The sequence below is a fragment of the Cronbergia sp. UHCC 0137 genome, assembly GCF_034932285.1.
Classification (GTDB): Bacteria; Cyanobacteriota; Cyanobacteriia; order Cyanobacteriales; family Nostocaceae; genus Cronbergia.
On sequence record NZ_JAYGHC010000007.1, the window covers coordinates 60,583 to 78,735 of the forward strand.

The 18,153-nt window shown below is 39.6% G+C and carries 23 protein-coding genes; 8 read left to right on the forward strand and 15 right to left on the reverse strand.

The genetic code is table 11. The annotated features are described in order from the left end of the window. Positions 1 to 496 (forward strand): Uma2 family endonuclease (locus VB711_RS04960; RefSeq protein WP_323284626.1); only part of this gene is annotated, 496 nt, incomplete at its 5' end. Between the two features lie 99 nt (positions 497 to 595). Then, complete coding sequence (locus tag VB711_RS04965; protein ID WP_323284627.1) at positions 596 to 1,090, forward strand: hypothetical protein; 495 nt, start codon at positions 596 to 598, stop codon at positions 1,088 to 1,090. Between the two features lie 139 nt (positions 1,091 to 1,229). Here VB711_RS04965 and petA read toward each other — a convergent pair whose 3' ends face one another. Beyond that, positions 1,230 to 2,231 (reverse strand): cytochrome f, encoded by a 1,002-nt coding sequence (gene petA / locus VB711_RS04970; protein ID WP_323284628.1) that lies wholly within the window; start codon positions 2,229 to 2,231, stop codon positions 1,230 to 1,232. A 106-nt stretch (positions 2,232 to 2,337) separates the two neighbouring features. Further along, positions 2,338 to 2,898 carry a cytochrome b6-f complex iron-sulfur subunit gene (gene petC / locus VB711_RS04975; RefSeq protein ID WP_323284630.1) on the reverse strand — a complete coding sequence of 187 codons (561 nt, stop codon included), beginning with the start codon at positions 2,896 to 2,898 and terminating at the stop codon, positions 2,338 to 2,340. Positions 2,899 to 3,178: 280 nt separating this feature from the next. Between petC and VB711_RS04980 the strand changes: the two genes are divergently transcribed. After that, complete coding sequence (locus tag VB711_RS04980) at positions 3,179 to 3,487, forward strand: DUF3067 family protein (RefSeq protein ID WP_323284736.1); 309 nt, start codon at positions 3,179 to 3,181, stop codon at positions 3,485 to 3,487. 7 nt (positions 3,488 to 3,494) lie between these two features. On the opposite strand, the gene purM is transcribed toward VB711_RS04980, so the two are convergent. Beyond that, positions 3,495 to 4,514: a phosphoribosylformylglycinamidine cyclo-ligase gene (purM, locus tag VB711_RS04985; RefSeq protein WP_323284632.1), complete on the reverse strand. Its 1,020-nt coding sequence runs from the start codon at positions 4,512 to 4,514 to the stop codon at positions 3,495 to 3,497. Between the two features lie 91 nt (positions 4,515 to 4,605). Continuing rightward, positions 4,606 to 4,812 (reverse strand): hypothetical protein, encoded by a 207-nt coding sequence (locus VB711_RS04990; RefSeq protein ID WP_323284633.1) that lies wholly within the window; start codon positions 4,810 to 4,812, stop codon positions 4,606 to 4,608. A 278-nt stretch (positions 4,813 to 5,090) separates the two neighbouring features. On the opposite strand from VB711_RS04990, the gene VB711_RS04995 reads away from it, so the two are divergent. Beyond that, on the forward strand, positions 5,091 to 6,242 hold the full coding sequence (locus tag VB711_RS04995; RefSeq protein WP_323284634.1) for an alanine--glyoxylate aminotransferase family protein: 1,152 nt from the start codon (positions 5,091 to 5,093) through the stop codon (positions 6,240 to 6,242). Positions 6,243 to 6,342: 100 nt separating this feature from the next. On the opposite strand, the gene VB711_RS05000 is transcribed toward VB711_RS04995, so the two are convergent. The 11 genes from VB711_RS05000 to VB711_RS05050 form a co-directional block, all read right to left on the reverse strand. Next, positions 6,343 to 6,570 (reverse strand): DUF2949 domain-containing protein, encoded by a 228-nt coding sequence (locus VB711_RS05000; RefSeq protein ID WP_323284635.1) that lies wholly within the window; start codon positions 6,568 to 6,570, stop codon positions 6,343 to 6,345. A 628-nt stretch (positions 6,571 to 7,198) separates the two neighbouring features. Beyond that, positions 7,199 to 7,684 (reverse strand): DUF192 domain-containing protein, encoded by a 486-nt coding sequence (locus VB711_RS05005; protein ID WP_323284738.1) that lies wholly within the window; start codon positions 7,682 to 7,684, stop codon positions 7,199 to 7,201. 318 nt (positions 7,685 to 8,002) lie between these two features. Continuing rightward, positions 8,003 to 8,707, reverse strand: a complete 705-nt coding sequence (gene nblR / locus VB711_RS05010; protein WP_323284636.1) for a response regulator transcription factor NblR — start codon at positions 8,705 to 8,707, stop codon at positions 8,003 to 8,005. Between the two features lie 412 nt (positions 8,708 to 9,119). Beyond that, a complete protein-coding gene (locus VB711_RS05015; RefSeq protein WP_323284637.1) occupies positions 9,120 to 9,356 on the reverse strand; it encodes a hypothetical protein in 237 nt (78 codons plus the stop codon). Between the two features lie 30 nt (positions 9,357 to 9,386). Further along, positions 9,387 to 9,683, reverse strand: a complete 297-nt coding sequence (locus VB711_RS05020; protein ID WP_323284638.1) for a hypothetical protein — start codon at positions 9,681 to 9,683, stop codon at positions 9,387 to 9,389. Positions 9,684 to 9,786: 103 nt separating this feature from the next. Continuing rightward, a complete protein-coding gene (locus tag VB711_RS05025) occupies positions 9,787 to 10,749 on the reverse strand; it encodes a chlorophyll a/b binding light-harvesting protein (protein WP_323284639.1) in 963 nt (320 codons plus the stop codon). A gap of 108 nt (positions 10,750 to 10,857) precedes the next feature. After that, positions 10,858 to 11,892, reverse strand: a complete 1,035-nt coding sequence (locus VB711_RS05030; protein WP_323284640.1) for a chlorophyll a/b binding light-harvesting protein — start codon at positions 11,890 to 11,892, stop codon at positions 10,858 to 10,860. A gap of 338 nt (positions 11,893 to 12,230) precedes the next feature. Continuing rightward, positions 12,231 to 12,983: an alpha/beta fold hydrolase gene (locus VB711_RS05035; protein WP_323284641.1), complete on the reverse strand. Its 753-nt coding sequence runs from the start codon at positions 12,981 to 12,983 to the stop codon at positions 12,231 to 12,233. Positions 12,984 to 13,100: 117 nt separating this feature from the next. After that, positions 13,101 to 13,610 (reverse strand): flavodoxin FldA, encoded by a 510-nt coding sequence (gene fldA / locus VB711_RS05040; protein ID WP_323284642.1) that lies wholly within the window; start codon positions 13,608 to 13,610, stop codon positions 13,101 to 13,103. Positions 13,611 to 13,625: 15 nt separating this feature from the next. After that, positions 13,626 to 15,053: a chlorophyll a/b binding light-harvesting protein gene (locus VB711_RS05045; protein WP_323284643.1), complete on the reverse strand. Its 1,428-nt coding sequence runs from the start codon at positions 15,051 to 15,053 to the stop codon at positions 13,626 to 13,628. Positions 15,054 to 15,055: 2 nt separating this feature from the next. Beyond that, positions 15,056 to 16,084, reverse strand: coding sequence for a chlorophyll a/b binding light-harvesting protein (locus VB711_RS05050; RefSeq protein ID WP_323284644.1), 1,029 nt, complete (start codon positions 16,082 to 16,084; stop codon positions 15,056 to 15,058). A 468-nt stretch (positions 16,085 to 16,552) separates the two neighbouring features. Here VB711_RS05050 and VB711_RS05055 point away from each other — a divergent pair, with 468 nt between their 5' ends. The 4 genes from VB711_RS05055 (at position 16,553) to gatC (ending at position 18,126) form a co-directional block, all read left to right on the forward strand. After that, positions 16,553 to 16,840 carry a 4a-hydroxytetrahydrobiopterin dehydratase gene (locus VB711_RS05055; RefSeq protein ID WP_323284645.1) on the forward strand — a complete coding sequence of 96 codons (288 nt, stop codon included), beginning with the start codon at positions 16,553 to 16,555 and terminating at the stop codon, positions 16,838 to 16,840. A gap of 70 nt (positions 16,841 to 16,910) precedes the next feature. Then, entirely contained in the window at positions 16,911 to 17,135 is a 225-nt protein-coding gene (locus VB711_RS05060; RefSeq protein WP_323284646.1) for a DUF167 domain-containing protein, read from the forward strand. A gap of 114 nt (positions 17,136 to 17,249) precedes the next feature. Then, entirely contained in the window at positions 17,250 to 17,771 is a 522-nt protein-coding gene (locus tag VB711_RS05065; RefSeq protein ID WP_323284647.1) for a photosystem I assembly protein Ycf3, read from the forward strand. 64 nt (positions 17,772 to 17,835) lie between these two features. Next, the gene (gene gatC, locus VB711_RS05070) at positions 17,836 to 18,126 is read left to right on the forward strand and encodes an Asp-tRNA(Asn)/Glu-tRNA(Gln) amidotransferase subunit GatC (protein WP_323284648.1); all 291 of its coding nucleotides are present in this window, start codon (positions 17,836 to 17,838) and stop codon (positions 18,124 to 18,126) included. The last annotated feature ends 27 nt before the right edge of the window (positions 18,127 to 18,153 follow it).

The following is an 18,153-nucleotide window of genomic DNA, read 5'->3' on the forward strand; positions in this document are numbered from 1 at the left end:
CCTCACCGTTTACTATAGTCCTAATCAAAAAAAGTCAGAATACTTTCGGGGACCAGATTTTTTTGTAGTTTTAGGAACAGAACGCAAAACTCGTAAAAGTTGGGTACTTTGGCAAGAGGAAGGGAAATATCCCAATCTAATTGTTGAAATTCTCTCACCAACCACAGAAAACACAGATAGACAATTCAAAAAAGAACTATATCAAGATACATTCCGTACACCAGATTATTTTTGGTTTGACCCTTACACATTAGAATTTGCCGGATTTCATTTAGTAGATGGAAAATATCAACCTCTACAACCAAATGAACAAGGACATTTATGGAGTGAACAGTTAGGGTTATATCTAGGAATTTATCAGGGATTATTACGATATTTCACCCTAGCAGGTGAATTAGTCCCAACACCTGAAGAAACCGCAGAACTAGAAACTCAAAGAGCAGAACGGTTAGCGGCAAAACTGCGACAGTTAAATATCGACCCAGATACAATTTAGAATTTTTGTAGGAACTTACATATAGCCTACATATTTCCCTTGATCAATTATTCTCTGCTATAACATACTTATAAATATGGTGTCAGGAGTCGGGAAATAATGAACCATCTTCAATACTTAGTCTCAATTTTGGGGGCTAGTGCGATTTTGAGCTTTGCTATCAGTAATCAACCAGCACAGGCTCAAGTCGCTTATGGTAGCTATGTCGGTATTGGACCAACCTTTGGCTTAACTGATGGTGGACAGATTGGGGGAGTGTTGGCCTTCCGTTACAAGTTATTAGAAACACCAGCTTCTTTTCGCGCTCAAGCTTTAGTGGGTAGAAGTACGGCAGTTGTACCTACTGTTTCCTATGATCTGCCTCTCAACTGGCAAACAGATATTTATTTAGGTGCTGGTTTAGTATTAGCTGGTGGTGAAACACCTTCACCTGTGGGTAATAAAATTAGCTTTGCCTTGCAACCAGGAATTGATTATGTTATCCCCAATAGCAACACCGTGATTTTTGGGAACGCTATTATTGCCTTTGATGCTTACCGCAATAGTGGTGGAACAGCTTTATCTTTACAAGGTGGCATGGGTTTAAGATTTTGATCGTTAATATCTCTCAAAGCCTCATTTCTCTGTGAACTCTGTGCCTCTGTGGTTAGTTTTTCAGTCACTTGTGCCTAAGTCCTATCAAAAAAAGACAGGCATCACAGCCTGTCTTAAAGAAAATAATTTAGTAGAGAATTTAGAAATTCATCTCAGCAGCTTGGACTTTTTCCACCTGCTTCTTCTTCAACACCAACATAACTTGTGCCAACATCACTAAACAGATGAAAGCAACTAAGAATCCTATTCTGGAAGCATCTTGTAAGACAATTTCTGTGTCTTTTTGACCGAATCCACCAACGTTAGGGTTATTGGTCAAAGCATCACCAGATGTAACTGTTTGCCCTTCGGAAACAATCAATTCAGGTCCTGCGGGAATTGTGTCAGTTACAACTTCACCAGATGCAGCGTTGATGCTAACTAAATACTTAACATTACCGTCTTCATCTTCTTCTTTGGCAATTTTGCTAATTGTGCCAGTAGCGGAAGCATTGTAGATGTTATTGTTGCTCTTTTCACCTGTGGGGTAAATTTGTCCTCGTCCCCGGTTTCCACCTACATGAACGGAATATTTACCAAAGTGGATATTTTTGTCAGTTGCGGGGTTAGGAGAAAGGACAGGGAAGACGATTTCCTGATATTCTTCTCCTGGTAAGGGTCCAACGATGACGATGTTTTCTTTGTCTTCGCTATAGGACTGGAAGGAAATATCACCCAGTTCTTCCTTCATTTCTTCAGGAATACGGTCTTCGGGGGCAATTTTGAAGCCTTCTGGCAACATTAAAACAGCACCAACGTTTAAGCCGACTTTAGTACCATCAGCGCCTACTTGTTGCACGCTGGTATCGTAGGGGATTTTGACGATCGCTTTAAATACGGTGTCAGGTAATACAGATTGAGGTACTTCTACTTCTGTATTTTTAGCAGCTAGGTGACAGTTAGCGCAAACGATTCTTCCTGTGGGTTCGCGGGGAGTTTCAGGATAGGTTTCTTGCGCCCAAAAGGGATAAGCAGCAGCAGTTTGGGGCAGGGCTATATCGCTAGTGAAGAAAAAAGTCAGAGTAGCGATCGCTATCAGCAATGTATTTACCATTACTTTAGCAGCGCGAGTTAACCTCGCAGGTGTACAGGCATTTCTCATCTCTATCAGGACAACGGTTAAGTTAGTTATTGGTGATTGATCATTGGTAATTGGTAATAATAGAAAAGTAAAATTACCAATTACTCATTACCAGGAAGCAGTTGAATTAAGCCCACCAAGCTGCTTCATTGGTGCGGAAGTCGGTTTCGATCCAGGGGGTCAAAACGATTTTGTCGTTTTCTACTTTGGTATGGGCTAGAGCCAAAGATTTGGGAGCAGGACCCCGCACAACTTTACCTGTAGCATCGTATTGAGAGCCATGACAAGGGCATTTAAACTTGTTCTCGGCTACGTTCCAAGGTACAACACAACCCAAGTGGGTGCAGATGGCGTTAATGCCGTAATCAGCGATACCTTTGGTACGCTCCGCGAACGCTTCTTTGCTTTCTACCACAATATAGGTAGGATCTCCCTTGAGTCCTTGCACCAGAGTGCGATCGCCTACGTTATGACTAGCCAGAAATTCACTAACGCTAACATCGTTACCTAGTTCGTTTTTAGCTGTTGCTCCACCACCAGCGCCACCGCTTGCTGGGGGAATAAAATACTTGACTACAGGATACAATGCACCCAGGGCTACTCCTGTGACAGTCCCAAAGGTTAACAGATTCATGAACTGACGACGACCCATATCGGGAACGTCCATTGATTCGGAAAATTGAGCCATAATCTACGCGCTCTTTGTATAATTTATTTGCATTGCGACAAGGGCATTTTTACTCAAGCAACCCTGATCTGAGTGGAAATGCTAAAGCCCCAGGGATGCCATTATTCTTTGTGGCAAGATATATCTAGCATCTTTTCTGTTAGCATTACATTTCTTTATATCCTTATCATACTGGAGTTACGGAACTTAACATCATAACTAAATGTAAAATCTAATTGAGCAGAGACTTAACCCCACCTTGGGATAGGCCTCTCATTGAGGAATTAGCCTAAATATGACTATGACAGGACAGGATTTACGTCAAATATTAATAGATAAGTGGGGACATTCTTACGATGTTCAACTCCGGCGCACCCAGGGTAAGATATTTTTGCAAGTGATGTGGAAATATCTTGAACAGGCTTCTTTCCCCTTGAGTGAAATAGAGTACCAAGAACATCTCAATGGTATTGCTAATTATCTTAACGCCTTGGGTGGGACAATACAGGTACAAACTTTTATTACACAAACAAAGGAACGACCCCGCCTCGGCAAAGCTGTTAGTATTCCCCTAGATTTGGGTGAGCGTGCTTCTGAATGGATATTTTGATCCAGGATCAATAAAGCAATTCACCGTTACCAGCAATGACTTCACCAATCTGATATGCAGGAATATTTTGGGTTTGAAAGTGAGCTATGGTTGCCCTTACCTGGTGGGGTGGTACAAGCACGACAAATCCAATTCCCATATTAAAAGTATTATACATAGCTTCTGCACTAACAGCACCAGCATCAGCTAACCACTGAAATACAGGGGGGATATTCCAAGCAGTGGGATTGATTTTTATCCCTTGACCTGTTCCTAAACATCTGGGTAAATTTTCTGGTAATCCTCCACCGGTAATGTGAGCCATCCCATGAATTTCTAAACCTGCGTGCAGTGCTGCTAAGACGGGTTTAACATAAATTCGAGTAGGTTGGAGGAAAGTTGCACCGAGAGTTTCCCCTCCTAATAATTCTGGACTATCATGCCAAGAAAAACCGCGATCGCTGACTATTTTTCTGACTAAACTTAATCCATTACTGTGTATCCCCGCACTAGCTAAACCCACAGCCACATCTCCCAATTGTACCTGGGAGGTATCTAACATCCGGCTTTTTTCCACAATCCCTACACAAAAACCAGCCAAGTCATATTCACCCACTTGGTAAAAACCAGGCATTTCCGCCGTTTCTCCTCCCAGTAAAGCACAACCAGCCAGTTTACACCCAGTGGCTATTCCTGCCACTACCTGAGTTAGTTGTTCTTTTTCTAGCTTACCTGTGGCTACATAATCTAAAAAAAATAAAGGTTCGGCACCTGATGTCAGCACATCATTAACACACATCCCTACCAAGTCTATTCCTACGGTGTCGTGAAGGTTGAGAATTTGAGCAATTTTCAGCTTTGTACCGACTCCATCAGTCCCAGAAACCAACACTGGCTCTTTATAACCTGTTGGTAGTTGAAAGCACCCACCAAAACCACCTAATCCACCAATAACTTCTGGTCTAAAGGTGCTGTGAACCAAATTCCGAATTTGATCTACAAAGGCTCTACCTGCTTCAACATCAACACCTGCATCCCGATAATCCATTCTTGATTACACCGTTATCAATCAGCTACAAATTCTATAATAGCCATATCCCCGACTTGTTTGAATAATAGAGGATCTATCTAGTAACATTTTAAAATACTTGATCTTCAATACCCAGCCACCATTCCCCTAAATTCATCAAATCTTGGTGAATATCAGCTAATTCTTCGGCATAATCGCTTTTTGAAATTGTTTCTTGCCGTTCTTGCAGTTTTTTGAGGCGTAGTTGTACCAAAAGCCAAGGTTTAGAGATGCTGTTTGTAGCTTCGACGTATTGCGCTAGTTCTGTGCTATCCATAAAATTTTAGATTATTACAGCAAATTCTGAACAAATGTACCACAGATGGAAGAGGAATTAAACGCAAATTAACGCGGATGAAGGATGAATTACAGATTATTTTTGTAATGGGTTTAATCAAAAACATGATGTTTTATGGGATAAGGGATTCAGAATTAACACCCTAGTCTTAATCCTGTAAATCCTTTAATCCTGGATATCCTGATTCAGACAAGTTTGTGGGTTGGCAAATGTTAATATCTAGAATTTACTAATGTTTGATTTTTAGGGAAGAGATAATGAACGATAAGCTGATGCTAATGATTCCTGGACCCACACCTGTGCCAGAAGCGGCCTTACTGGCATTAGCCAAGCACCCCATTGGACACCGTACTAGCGAATTTAGTAACATGATGGCAGAGGTGACACAAAACCTCAAATGGCTGCATCAAACAGAAAGTGATGTACAAATGCTCAATGTTAGCGGTACTGGTGCAGTAGAAGCCGGAATGATTAATTTTCTCTCGGCGGGCGATCGCATTCTCGTTGGTTCTAATGGTAAATTTGGAGAACGTTGGGTAGAAGTTGGTCAAGCTTACGGTTTAAATGTAGAAACTATCACCGCAGAATGGGGAAAACCTCTAGACCCCAACCAGTTTGGCGAAAAGCTACAAGCGGACACCAAAAAGGAAATTAAAGCTGTGATCATTACCCACAGCGAAACATCAACAGGTGTAATTAATGACCTAGAAGCCATCAACCGCCACGTTAAGGAACATGGTGAAGCCTTAATTATCGTTGATGCCGTCACCAGTTTAGGCGCTTACAACCTACCTGTAGATGCTTGGGGTTTGGATGTAGTTGCTTCTGGTTCTCAAAAAGGTTACATGATTCCCCCCGGCTTAGGATTTGTTTCTGTTAGTCCCAAGGCTTGGGAAGCTTACAAAACAGCGAAATTACCAAAATATTATCTAGATTTGGGTAAATATCGTAAAGCCACAGTTAAAAATACCACACCTTTTACTCCCCCAGTTAACTTAATGGTGGCACTACACACCACCTTGAGAATGATGAAAGAGGAGGGTTTGGAGTCCATATTTACCCGTCACGAACGCCAAAAAAACGCTACCCGCGCCGCCATTAAAGGGTTAAATTTAGGACTTTTTGCCGCCGATGATTGTGCCAGTCCAGCGATTACAGCCGTAGTTCCCCAGGGAATTGAAGCCGATAAAATTCGCTCTTTGATGAAAAAGCGGTTTGATATTGCTTTAGCCGGTGGACAAGACCATTTAAGTAACAAAATCTTCCGAATTGGTCACTTGGGTTTTGTGAGCGATCGCGATATCCTTAGCTGTATAGCCTCACTGGAAGTAGTGTTATCAGAACTTGGTCATGAAAACTTTACCCCTGGCGCTGGTATAGCAGCAGCCACAAAGGTTTTCGCTCAATAGTCATATTTTCGGGTGGGATCTTCCCACCCCACTACAAGTTAGGTTAAATCCCCCAAAAGCTAACACCCGATTCATTTTAGCTGTCCTCCACACCCCTCTACTATGCCGTTTCCAACCAATCATAAATTTTTTCTAATTGGTCTAAAGTAATTAATCCATACCGCCAAAGAGTCATAGTTAAAGAACCAGGATCTTTTTCAGGATGTCGCAAGGCCACAGCCAGAGACGCAGCAGAAATTGCCAAATCTTCCTGGAGAAAATGAATTAGTCGAGAATATCTTGATGGTGTCATTTGTATCTCACCTCCTTGGGTAGAATGTATGATCATTTATCGCTTCCCCCGTTTACGTGTATTTTGTATTCAGTATTTTATGTGCTATTAAGCTGTTAGTAGCTAAATCAATCAGCCCACCTTGTAAAATCTGCCTTTTAAAGTATTTTTACCTAGAGGCTATAGAAAAAACTTAAAGCCCTTTCCCTCACCTCAACTTGAACAAACACTACTTCTTGGTTAAATTAGTTCCACCCCAGTTACTTTTGTGCCTTTCAAGTTCATACACATCCAGTAACAAAGATTTCATAGACCATATTCCCCTATTGACGACTATTTACACTTACGCCAAAAGGAGGATTTTTGCCACTAAACTTTCAAGCAGTGATTCTAACTGGGAAACTCTACTGACTTACGCTGTTAGAGCTACTACCAATAAATATTAACCTTTTAATAGCTGTTTTTGCTAGGTTATGGGATATTTTTTTACAAAGAATTTTGTCCATAACTTCATCAAATCTTCATCCATTCAAACAATTGGGGAATTTGGATTTTGGACAGATTCTAGAAATAAACCTGGTGCTTTGGGATTTTAGACAGATTCCACCAATAAACCTGAAGACTTGTAGCATTAACAAAATGTAGGTGAACAACCTCAACCTGATCACTGAGATTTACCAGAGTTTCAAAAGTCAATCTTGATCTGATCACCCACCTTTAAACCTAATTCAGCTACTCGTCCTGCTCTCAGTTCGATTACAGCATCTATTGGGACATTAGGACCATAAGTAGGACAAGGTTCTCTATTACAAGGAGGCGCTTCATCTTGAATATACTGCACTACCTCATTTCGGAGAAATACCATATCTAAAGATACAGGTACATTCTTCATCCAAAATTTTACAGGTTGGGCTGAGGGAAAAATAAATAACATTCCCCGATCATCAGGTAAAGCTGGACGATACATCAAGCCCTTTGCTTGTTCTTCAGGTGTAGTCACCACTTCTAAATTAATTTTTGTCCCTTGAGGAAAAGTGGCTTGAGCAGAAATTGGCAGGTTTTGACCAATAGACTCTGATTCACCCACCGGAGATTGGGCTGTGGTTGGTGGAGAACAAGCAACTAATAAAACACTCATAAATATAGAAAACACACTTAGCCAGCGCAACATCATAAGCAATACACAATGGAAACTTCAAAATCAGGAAAGGTTTTTACGGAAGAACTTTGGCAATTGAGATTGGGTAAATTTAATAGTTTACAGCATACTTTGGACATTTTGGCTAGATTTGGGAAATTTAGACTTTGATTCTACATGATTTCACCAAAATAGCCCACTATTTTCCAATAATTTTCTCGGACATAATAATCTATCTAGATTAGGGAACAGGGAACAGGGGAAGGATATAATATTTTGTAACTTCTATAGTGTTAGAAATTGTGCCTTTTTTGTTCTGTAAGGGCGTATTGTAATACGCCTCTCCTAACTCTAAGATTCCCTTAACACGTAACCAACACCTCGCACTGTCTGAATTAGGCGTTTTTGACCTTCATCTTCAATTTTTATGCGTAAATAGCGAATATACACTTCAATTACATTCGATTCACCCATAAAGTCGTATCCCCAAACATTTTCTAAAATTTGTTCGCGGGTTAATACTTCACGGGGATGTTCCATTAAGAACTTCAAAAGTTCAAATTCTTTCATTGTTAAGTCAATTTTCCGCCCATTGTAGATAACGCGACGAGTACCGATGTCTAAAATCAAGTCTCCAAATCTTAATTGTTCTGTGGTGTCAACATCAGGTTTAAGATATAGCCGAATCAGATTTAAAAAATCCTCAGTCCGGTAAGGTTTGAGGATGTAATCATCTGCACCTGCTTCTAAACAAGCGATTCGATCATCAACTGTGTCCCTCGCCATTAATACTAGAATGGGGGAACAGATGCTCATACTGCGAAAATGTTTACACAAAGAAAGTCCTGATTCTCCTGCTAACATTCGATCTACAACAATTAAAGCAGGTTGGCTATGAGTGCCATAGGCATCATGACAGTGTAACAAACTACTGGTAGTATCATGGGCTAAAATTGCATCATAGCCAGCCTCTTTTAAATCAAAAGCTACTTGATTGGCTAGATTTTCATCGCTTTCAATCACCAAAACAGAAAGATTGTGGTTACTAGCTATCATAATAAGTAGGTTGGCGTTAAAAATTGTCGTTATGACAAGGGAACAGGGAACAGGTTGTGGGAGATTTTACTTTTTTTACTCTTTACACAGGTTGATTTTATTCTGCCCACCGACTTACCTGATTTAATGTTTTTAGTTTAACCGACAAGTATAAGGATTTGAGCGATATTTTCCGTTTCCAAGCCAACAGATAAGCTATTTTTAACTTAATACTGCTTGGTTAAGCAAATTTGTGAACCGAAAACCCCTGTAGAGACGTTCCTCATGTAGGGATTCTCGGTTCTACACTCCTTAACCAAGAAGTATTGATTTTTAACGTAATTCCGTCACTGTGGCAATTAAGACACAGAATGTGTGATATAACGCATACAATGTCTAATTTGTATGGCGCGTAATTCATAAATTAGCTAATTCATACTCCTTTTTTAGCCCGTTTTAATTGTTTCCAGAGTAGGTGAATTTGTCTGTAAGCTTCTTCTGGAGAAATTCTACCTCCAGTTTGTAAAGTACAAATATAATTTACTCGTTGAGAAAAGTCTTGTAGATGTCCATTAAATACTAAATATTCTGGTTTGAGTTGTCCATGATAGGGGTAACGCGGATACAAAAAGTCAGATAATTCAGAAAGAAAATCATGATTTGTATTCATAAGAGCTTCGTAGAAATTTATTTTGCCGATTTAATCATGCTGTAAGTTTGTCGTTACCATTTTCCAGGTGCGACCCTTTTGACAAGCATTACAAGTAGCAGTTTTAGGCTCAAAGTCAACACAACCAATGGCCTGCTCAGAACAAGCTTTTTTAGGATGTATCGTACATTTTAAACGATAGTCATTCGTAAAATAATCGCAACTATGACAAGGAACTTGATGTAATTTTCGCAAATGAATTATACCATTTTTGAGGGTTAACCAAATGCTCCAAAGCATTAAAATTATTATTACCCAAGCAAACAACGCACAAAAGACTGTCACCATAAATATTTTTACTCCAACAAAAGATTCAGAAAATTGCCTACAGTCAACTGTATTTAACCACAGGCATAAATTATGATCAGGATACCGTTAATCCAACTTTAAATTAAGAGGAAATGTTACGAGAACGCCAAGCGTGCCAAACATAACCTAAGAATGCTAATATTCCTAGAAAGAATTGAATATTTGCCATTGCTAGACGTTCTGAACCATAAAATTGAGAGGGGAAAACTGTTGTGTTATACCCAACAAATGTAGATGAAATCCAAGCCATTAAAGCTAAACCAAGTAGGCTATAGGAAAGAATTTCCTCGCCATTTTCTATGGGTAATATTCGTCTAACCCAGGCGAAAGGTTGTACCACAATATGCCAGATACCCCCTGTAATGAGAATGAAGCTAATCCAAATATGACCACCAATGACATCTTCTAAGTTGTCTACACTGGCAATTCCTAAAATGTTCCAGTTACCATCTTTTATGCCAATTAAGTAACTAAAAATTATTTGAGGATTAAGAGTGGGATTACTAATGAGGCGAATATCTCCTACATGACTATCATAAATACCACCAAAAAACATGGCTTTGAGGACTAACAAAAATGCTCCTAATCCTAAAATAACTAAATGATGCCCTAAGATTAAACTTAATTGTTTAGGGTCATTCCATTCATAATGAAATTTCGCTACTCTACCACCGACATTATATAAAATTGCTGGAGCGCGAAAAACATGAAATAATCCACCTGCACCTAAGACAGCAGATGCAATTAAATGTAAAATGCCAATGACAAAATAGGGGTAAGTGTCTACTACAACGCCAGAATCTATACCCCAACCTAAAGTTGCTAAATGGGGTAATAAAACTAATCCTTGTTCATACATTGGTACATCAGGAACAAACCTCAGAACTTCTGATATAGTAGTAGTCCCGACCCAAAACATAATCAAACCTGCATGGGCAATGTGAGCGCCTAATAATTGACCTGAAAAATCAGTTAACCGAGCATTACCAACCAACCAAGATAATTGTGTATTGGCGGCAAAGGTTTTATCAATGGAAATTGTCATAGAATTGAGGATGGGTAATTTGAGATTTATTGAGAGTTGAGTGCGTCAGATTTTGATAGTAGGTGAAATAGGTTTTATATCTGACGCACCCTATTAATTCAAGATGGTTTAAGACTCGCTGCTAATGGCATTTAATGATTTTTCAATTTGTCTAAAGTCAACACCAATAGCTCGTAGTGCGTGCCAGAGATGACCTTGCAAGAAGAAGAAAGCTAAGAAGAAATGGGCATTAGCTAACCATGCTCTGGCACTGTAGCCTCCATTAGCTAATTTGATAGTATCGGCAAAATAGGGACTCACACCAAGTTTTAGTTCTAATGTCGAACCATAAAATTCGACTGGATAGGCGAGAGTATTGACTGCACAAAAGTAGGCGGCAACAAATCCGGCTAAGGCAATACCACCTAATGAGTAAGAAAGAATAGCTTCACCAGAGAAAATCAGAAGTTTTTTCGCCCAAGGTAAAGGCTCTGTGAGGATGTGCCAAATACCGCCACCAATGAGTATTAAACCTACATAAATATGACCACCAATTAAGTCTTCTAAGTTGTTAACGGTGGCAAAATGGGTTTGATAGCCGTAGATAACAAAGGGGTTAAGAGTGGGGTTGATTACTAATCTGACATCGTGAATTGTGGAGTCATATATTCCTCCCCAAAACATGGCTTTTCCTACAAGTAGTAAGGCTGCTATACCTAAAAAAAGTAGATGATGACCCAAAATTAAACCTAGTTGTTTGGAGTCGTTCCATTCAAAGTGAAATCGACGAGCAAAACCGGGAGCGTTTTTTAAATTACGTGGTGCTTTAAAGGTATGGAAGAGCGCGCCTGCACCAAGAACGGCGGAGGAGATTAAATGCAAGGCTCCTATTACAAAGTAGGGATAGGTATTAATTATTTGACCACCGGAACCAACCCCAAAACCTAAAGTGGCTAAATGGGGTAGTAAAATTAATCCCTGTTCGCCCATTGGAATATTAGGGTTATAACGAGAAATTTCAAACCATGTAAAGGCTCCAGCCCAGAGGGTTGTGAGTGCTGCTTGTGCTACGTGAGCGCCAATGAATAAGCCGGACAAGTTGGCGAAGCGGGCATTACCAACCCACCAATCATATTTGACGTTGGGATTATCGTATGTCTGCATTGCTTACTAACCTATAGTTTGTTGCTAGAAATAGTCAAGTAATTACTATTTAATTTCAACAAAGAAAATAGCTAGTAGCCTGTTAACCCAAAAGGTTCTGAACCTGCAAAAATGTATTAAGCAGACTATTAGCATGATTTAAATGGTTGAATTGAATTGGTAATTCAAGTAATTACAAATCTACTTTATTGCAAATCTTTCTTATTTAGCTAGGCTTTTAACAAAAGTTAATAATTATAAATTGTAGAAAAATAAGCAGGGTAAAATGAGCGACAAAAATAAATTTGTCACTATTATAAATTAGTAGGGTTGTATGTTTTACCCCCTAATAAAACTGATTAATTTGTGATATTTTGAGAAATTAGTGAGGAATAAAGCATTCTTTCTAAATGATATAATTGCCAAAAATCTAACATTTTTTCTGCGACTTGTTGAGGATAGAAGTAGTGAAAAAAATGATGTCCTGTGGGGCATAGCCAGAGGTGGTCTTGAGGTTTAAAGTATTTTAACCAGTCTTGTAATGCAGGTGAAGTAACAATCAAATCGTCCTGGCTACCAGATACCATCATCGGCATAGAAACTCCTCCTTTTGGTAAATCGACTAATTTAAAAAGAGAGTGTAATAAGGGAGATTGTTCTAGGTCTTTATCTAAGGCTGCTACTAATTTTTTAGTAGTATGAATTGGTTGTTGTCCGAAGAGACTGCGGACATTATTTGCTAGAATCTGTTCACGACTGATAGTAAATAGTTGTCTTTGAATATAATAATGAGTGTGCCAAGTATTTGCTGGTTGAGAAGATACAGCTAGTAAGGTGAGCGATCGCACTTTTTCAGGATATTTACGGGCAAAAATTACTGCTAATGCACCACCGGCACCATGCCCAGCTAAATGGACTGGATGAGGGGAAAGTGTGAGATATTGATCTAGTAAATCCACAGCTTCATCTATAGAGCCACCTTCATCTTGCTGATGGTGGTATTCCCATTGAGCAACTTTCATATACTTGGACAAATATCTTAGCAACGGTTGATCAAATCTTCCTAAAACCGGGCTAGAACTTAACCACAAAAGATCAAAAATATCAGACATAATAAACAAAGGGGGGATGTTGTGGGAATCGCTAAAACGCAGCTAATTTGAATATCTGAGCGGGGAGGACTTATACTATAGACACAGTATGCCAACCCCACTTTACTAATTTGAAAACTATAAACCAAATTCTGTTTTCAACTGAGAAACCCAGGCTTTAATGCGTTGATCTGTCAAATCGGATTGATTATCTTCATCCAATGCTAAACCGACAAACTTGCCATTTTTTAGAGCCTTAGAAGCATCAAAATCATATCCTTCCGTTGACCAAAAACCTACAGTTTTACCACCACACTGGGAAATTTTTTCTTCTAAAATCCCCATTGCATCTTGAAAATTTTCACCATAACCAAGCTGATCACCAGTGCCGAAATAAGCAACTAATTTACCGTTAAAATCAATTTCATCTAATTCAGAGTAAAAACCATCCCAATCACTTTGAAGTTCACCAATATTCCAAGTAGGACAACCAATAATCAAATATTGGTATTGATCAAAATCAGCAGCTTCCGTTTGAGAAATATCGTGTAAGGTTACAGCACCAGCAAACTGATCACGAATAATTTCCGCTACAGATTCGGTTTTACCAGTTTGAGTACCGTAAAAAAGACCAATTTTATTTGACATATTCACCCTTGATGTTTAGAAAAATAACTTACTATTGGTTAACAAGAAGAAAGCAAATAAAGCTCCCCCACAGCCACCTACTATCCACCCAGAATTAAACTCACTCCAAGACTTAGCTGTGATCATATTTTCTGGTAGTTCTCCTTGGGGAGATTTACGTTTTTGGAAAGTTACGCTGCCATATAGCCACAGACAAATTGATAAAATCAATAACAGTCCAATGGTGGCTAGTAATCCAGCTTGATTTGCTAATTCCGTATCCCGCACCGGGCCTAATTTAACAAAAGGACCAAGGAGGAAATAACCGTGAGCCATGCCAATTTCCAAGCCTCGTGAAAAGGGAGACAAACCTGGACGGTAAATAGGAAGATTGGCTAATAACCTCAACGTTAAATCAGAAGCATTAACTGGAGTCTGCAAGTTACCTATTTCTGGACTATTCAGATAGTTAACTACTCCTTGCTCAAAGTCCAAACCAGCAGCGATGACACGAACTCTGAGAGCGTGCCAAATATGACCTGATAAAAAGACTATAGCTAAGGCAAGGTGACTGGTTGCTAACCAGGTACGAACTGAAATTACTCCTGATGTAGTCAGTCCCAATGGTCCATAAAACTCAGTGGGATAAACGGTATCATTTACAGTGACGAAATATGCCGCCAAGAAACCCATGTAGGCTATAGCGCCCAGGCTGTAAGATAAGTAAGCCTCTCCTGACCAAAACAGGATCTTTTTCGCCCAAGTAAATGGTTGAGTGAAGATATGCCAAAAGCCACCAACTATACAGAGGATACTTACCCAAATATGGCCACCAACGACATCTTCTAAGTTGTTGACTGCTGCCATTCCTTGAGGACCAAATCCACCAAACAGATAGGCAAATATTCGACCGGGGTTGAGAGTTGGTGCTGTGATTAGGCGTACAGAGCCTAGTGCAGAATCATAAAGACCACCCCAAAATAAGGCTTTTAGCACTAACAAGAATGCTCCGAATCCCAAAAATAGGAGATGAATGCCGATAATGGTGGTCATCTTGTCTTCATCTTCCCAGTTGTAGCCAAAGAAACCAGGAAATTTGTTGTTTTCTGGTAAGGTTTGGGGACCTAAAAGAGCATGATAAATGCCTCCAGCACCGAGTACGGAGGAACTAACTAAATGTAGTACACCGATGACGAAATAGGGATAGGTATCAACAATTTGTCCATGATCACCTATACCCAATCCTAAAGTTGCTAAATGAGGCAGTAAAATCAACCCTTGTTCGTAAATTGGTCGGGAAGGGTCGTATTTAGTGATTTCAAAAAGGGTCATTGCACCAGCCCAAAGTACAATTAACCCAGCATGGGCAATATGAGCGCCTAAAATCCGACCTGATTGGTTAATAAATCGGGCGTTTCCTGCCCACCATCCATATTGTTGTGGGGTGATAGTTGCAGTTGTCATAATTAAATTACTTCTCCACGAGTTGGGCGTAGGACTTTTCCTGTGCGAAAATCAAAACCTGCTGACCGTAAGGCGTGCCATAGATGGCCTTGGAGAAAGAAAAAGCCGAGCCAAAAGTGAGCATTTGCTAACCAAACGCGGGAGGATAGTAAGTCTCCGTTGTGGAAGTAGGGAAAACGGTCAAAGCCAATATTTAATGGTGTTCCGTAAAATTCTATGGGGTAAGCGAGTGTGTTGACACAGACAAAATAGGTGGCAATGAAACTCATTAAGCTTAATGCTCCTAAGCTGTAGGAGAGGTATGCTTCTCCTGACCAGATGAAGAGCCGTTTCACTAGGGGGGAAGGCTCGGTGCTAATATGCCAAATTCCTCCGGCTAGGCAGATCATACTTACCCATAAATGACCACCAACTAGGTCTTCTAGGTTGTCAACTCCAGCAATCCAGTATTTATGACTGCCAAATAGGTAGCTAAAAATTATGGCAAAGTTCCAGGTTGGGTGAGCAATGATTCGCACTTCTTGCATATTGGAGTCGTACAAACCACCGAAATATAGGGCTTTGGCTACTAATAATCCGGCTCCTAAACCTAGCAAAATTAGATGAATACCTAATATGGTTGTCATTTTGTTGCTATCTTGCCAACGGTAGCCAAAGAAGGAAAATCGCTCTTCGAGGATGGCGGGACCCCGTAGGGCATGATATATTCCTCCCAAGCCTAGAAAGGCGGAGCTAATCAGGTGTAATACGCCAATGACAAAGTAGGGGTAAGTGTCTAAAATTTGACCTCCACTTCCTATGCCCCAGCCCAGGGTTGCTAGGTGCGGTAGGAGAATTAAGCCTTGTTCGTACATTGGTTGGGATGTTTGGAAACGAGCAAGTTCAAATAAGGTGGTGGCACCTGCCCAAAAGACTATTAATCCTGCGTGGGCAACATGAGCGCCTAACAGTCTCCCTGAAAGGTTTGTTAATCGGGCGTTTCCTGACCACCAAGGATGTGTGTCGGTGGTTTGCACAGCCATGCTTGTCATGGTGTTATTTCCTGGAATGGTTGTGGTAGGTAGTTGAATTATTGACTATAGATATCAATAAACTCTGGAAATATACTATCAGATTAATTGCAAGTAATTATCATTTATTGATAGTAAAGTTTTATGAAGATTTAGATTGTATTAGGGATTACAAAACTTCAAAGGTACAGTTAAACGTCTAAAAGTCCTGTTTTTGCAAGCTTTATGGATCTTGGATCTGGGATGGCTTAGTATTTTAATTAAAATTTATTGTGAATAGCTTGTATTTATTTTCTAGCTTACTAGCTTGATAAGTTGCTATTAATTTGCAATTATTTTTATAAATGGGAGGATAAAAGAGCGATCGCCCTCTTTGAGTTACTTTTGTTACTGACTGCTGATCTGTAAGCTGAAAATAGCGATCGAGTTAAATTAACCCAATATGTTAAACTGGTAGAAATTAAAACTTAAATAAAATTGACAGAACCAATGAGCAAACATAAACTCAATGATTCAGAATTACAACAAGCTTTAAATAACTTACCCAATTGGCAAATCAAAGAAGGTAAACTATATAAAGAATATAAATTTAAATCCTTCCCAGTGGCGTTAGGTTGGATGGTAAGTGTAGGAATTTATGCCGAAACAATGGGACACCACCCCGAATGGTTAAATGTTTATAACACAGTCCGAGTCAGTCTGATTACCCATGATATAGGTAACGCTATTAGTAATTTGGACGTAGAACTAGCTAAAAAAATGGATGAATTAGCCTAAAATCAAGTTTTATTCCTTCTTTGCGTCTTTGCGGTTAAATTAATCAATATGCTTTTAAACGGCAGAGAATATGCAAAAAAAAGTCAAAGTAAAACCCAATTCTAAACAACAGAAAATAGCAGAAGAGGAAGACGGTAGTTTAACTGTACATTTAAAATCACCACCAATAGATGGAAAAGCAAATGAGGAGTTAATTAAAATACTGGCAAAAAAATTTGATGTACCCAAATCTCATATAACAATTAAATCTGGTATGTCATCTCGGCAAAAAATCATTGAAATTGATAGAGAATAAGTAGGTGTTGCTTAAAAAGTCTTTTGGTTAGGCTAGGAGTCAGGAGTTAGGAGTCAGGCACTAATTCAGCAACGCCCAAAAATCTAGTTTATTTGAGCCATCATAGAGAAAAATATGCCAAGAACACAGAAAAACGATAACTTTGTTGACAAATCCTTTACAGTTATGGCAGATATCATTCTCAAGATTTTGCCAGCTAACAGAAAAGCTAAGGAAGCCTTCGTGTATTATCGAGATGGGATGTCAGCCCAGGCCGAAGGGGAATATGCCGAAGCACTAGATTATTATGAAGAAGCCCTAACCCTAGAAGAAGATACCAACGATAGGAGTTATATCTTCTATAATATGGGGTTAATTTATGCCAGTAATGGCGACCATACCAAGGCTTTAGAATTTTATCACCAGGCGATTGAATTAAATCCTCGTTTACCCCAAGCTTTGAATAACATTGCCGTGATTTATCACTACCAAGGGGAAAAAGCCAAGGAAGAGGGGGATAACGACGCTGGGGAAGCACTGTTTGACCAAGCAGCAGATTACTGGATTAGAGCAGTACGCATGGCTCCCAATAACTACATTGAAGCTCAAAACTGGCTAAAAACCACAGGGCGATCGCAAATAGACGTATTCTTTTAATTGATCAATCATTGGTCATTAGTAATTTAAGATTAACTAATGACTACTGATTATTAACAAAATTATGATAGATCGTGAACAAGTCCGCAAAGTTGCCAATCTCGCTCGTTTAGAATTAACACCAGCAGAAGAGGAGCAATTTACCACCCAATTGGGTAGTATTCTCGAATATGTCGAACAACTGAGTGAGCTTGATGTCAGTAATGTTGCCCCAACTACAAGGGCAATTGATGTCAGCAACGTAACCAGAGAAGATATACTCCAACCCTATCCTGAACGAGAAGCTATTCTCAGCAATGCACCACAACAGGAAGGCGACTTTTTTAGAGTACCAAAAATCCTCAATGCTGAATAGAGGAAAGGGGGGAATGTTCCTCAACCC

Excerpts from the sequence above, each read along its gene's own strand:
- VB711_RS04965 (WP_323284627.1), top strand. The coding sequence starts at position 596 with ATGAACCATCTTCAATACTTAGTCTCAATTTTGGGGGCTAGTGCGATT.
- petA (WP_323284628.1), bottom strand. The coding sequence starts at position 2,231 with ATGAGAAATGCCTGTACACCTGCGAGGTTAACTCGCGCTGCTAAAGTA.
- petC (WP_323284630.1), bottom strand. The coding sequence starts at position 2,898 with ATGGCTCAATTTTCCGAATCAATGGACGTTCCCGATATGGGTCGTCGT.
- VB711_RS04980 (WP_323284736.1), top strand. The coding sequence starts at position 3,179 with ATGACAGGACAGGATTTACGTCAAATATTAATAGATAAGTGGGGACAT.
- purM (WP_323284632.1), bottom strand. The coding sequence starts at position 4,514 with ATGGATTATCGGGATGCAGGTGTTGATGTTGAAGCAGGTAGAGCCTTT.
- VB711_RS04990 (WP_323284633.1), bottom strand. The coding sequence starts at position 4,812 with ATGGATAGCACAGAACTAGCGCAATACGTCGAAGCTACAAACAGCATC.
- VB711_RS04995 (WP_323284634.1), top strand. The coding sequence starts at position 5,091 with ATGAACGATAAGCTGATGCTAATGATTCCTGGACCCACACCTGTGCCA.
- VB711_RS05000 (WP_323284635.1), bottom strand. The coding sequence starts at position 6,570 with ATGATCATACATTCTACCCAAGGAGGTGAGATACAAATGACACCATCA.
- VB711_RS05005 (WP_323284738.1), bottom strand. The coding sequence starts at position 7,684 with ATGTTGCGCTGGCTAAGTGTGTTTTCTATATTTATGAGTGTTTTATTA.
- nblR (WP_323284636.1), bottom strand. The coding sequence starts at position 8,707 with ATGATAGCTAGTAACCACAATCTTTCTGTTTTGGTGATTGAAAGCGAT.
- VB711_RS05015 (WP_323284637.1), bottom strand. The coding sequence starts at position 9,356 with ATGAATACAAATCATGATTTTCTTTCTGAATTATCTGACTTTTTGTAT.
- VB711_RS05020 (WP_323284638.1), bottom strand. The coding sequence starts at position 9,683 with ATGGTGACAGTCTTTTGTGCGTTGTTTGCTTGGGTAATAATAATTTTA.
- VB711_RS05025 (WP_323284639.1), bottom strand. The coding sequence starts at position 10,749 with ATGACAATTTCCATTGATAAAACCTTTGCCGCCAATACACAATTATCT.
- VB711_RS05030 (WP_323284640.1), bottom strand. The coding sequence starts at position 11,892 with ATGCAGACATACGATAATCCCAACGTCAAATATGATTGGTGGGTTGGT.
- VB711_RS05035 (WP_323284641.1), bottom strand. The coding sequence starts at position 12,983 with ATGTCTGATATTTTTGATCTTTTGTGGTTAAGTTCTAGCCCGGTTTTA.
- fldA (WP_323284642.1), bottom strand. The coding sequence starts at position 13,610 with ATGTCAAATAAAATTGGTCTTTTTTACGGTACTCAAACTGGTAAAACC.
- VB711_RS05045 (WP_323284643.1), bottom strand. The coding sequence starts at position 15,053 with ATGACAACTGCAACTATCACCCCACAACAATATGGATGGTGGGCAGGA.
- VB711_RS05050 (WP_323284644.1), bottom strand. The coding sequence starts at position 16,084 with ATGACAAGCATGGCTGTGCAAACCACCGACACACATCCTTGGTGGTCA.
- VB711_RS05055 (WP_323284645.1), top strand. The coding sequence starts at position 16,553 with ATGAGCAAACATAAACTCAATGATTCAGAATTACAACAAGCTTTAAAT.
- VB711_RS05060 (WP_323284646.1), top strand. The coding sequence starts at position 16,911 with ATGCAAAAAAAAGTCAAAGTAAAACCCAATTCTAAACAACAGAAAATA.
- VB711_RS05065 (WP_323284647.1), top strand. The coding sequence starts at position 17,250 with ATGCCAAGAACACAGAAAAACGATAACTTTGTTGACAAATCCTTTACA.
- gatC (WP_323284648.1), top strand. The coding sequence starts at position 17,836 with ATGATAGATCGTGAACAAGTCCGCAAAGTTGCCAATCTCGCTCGTTTA.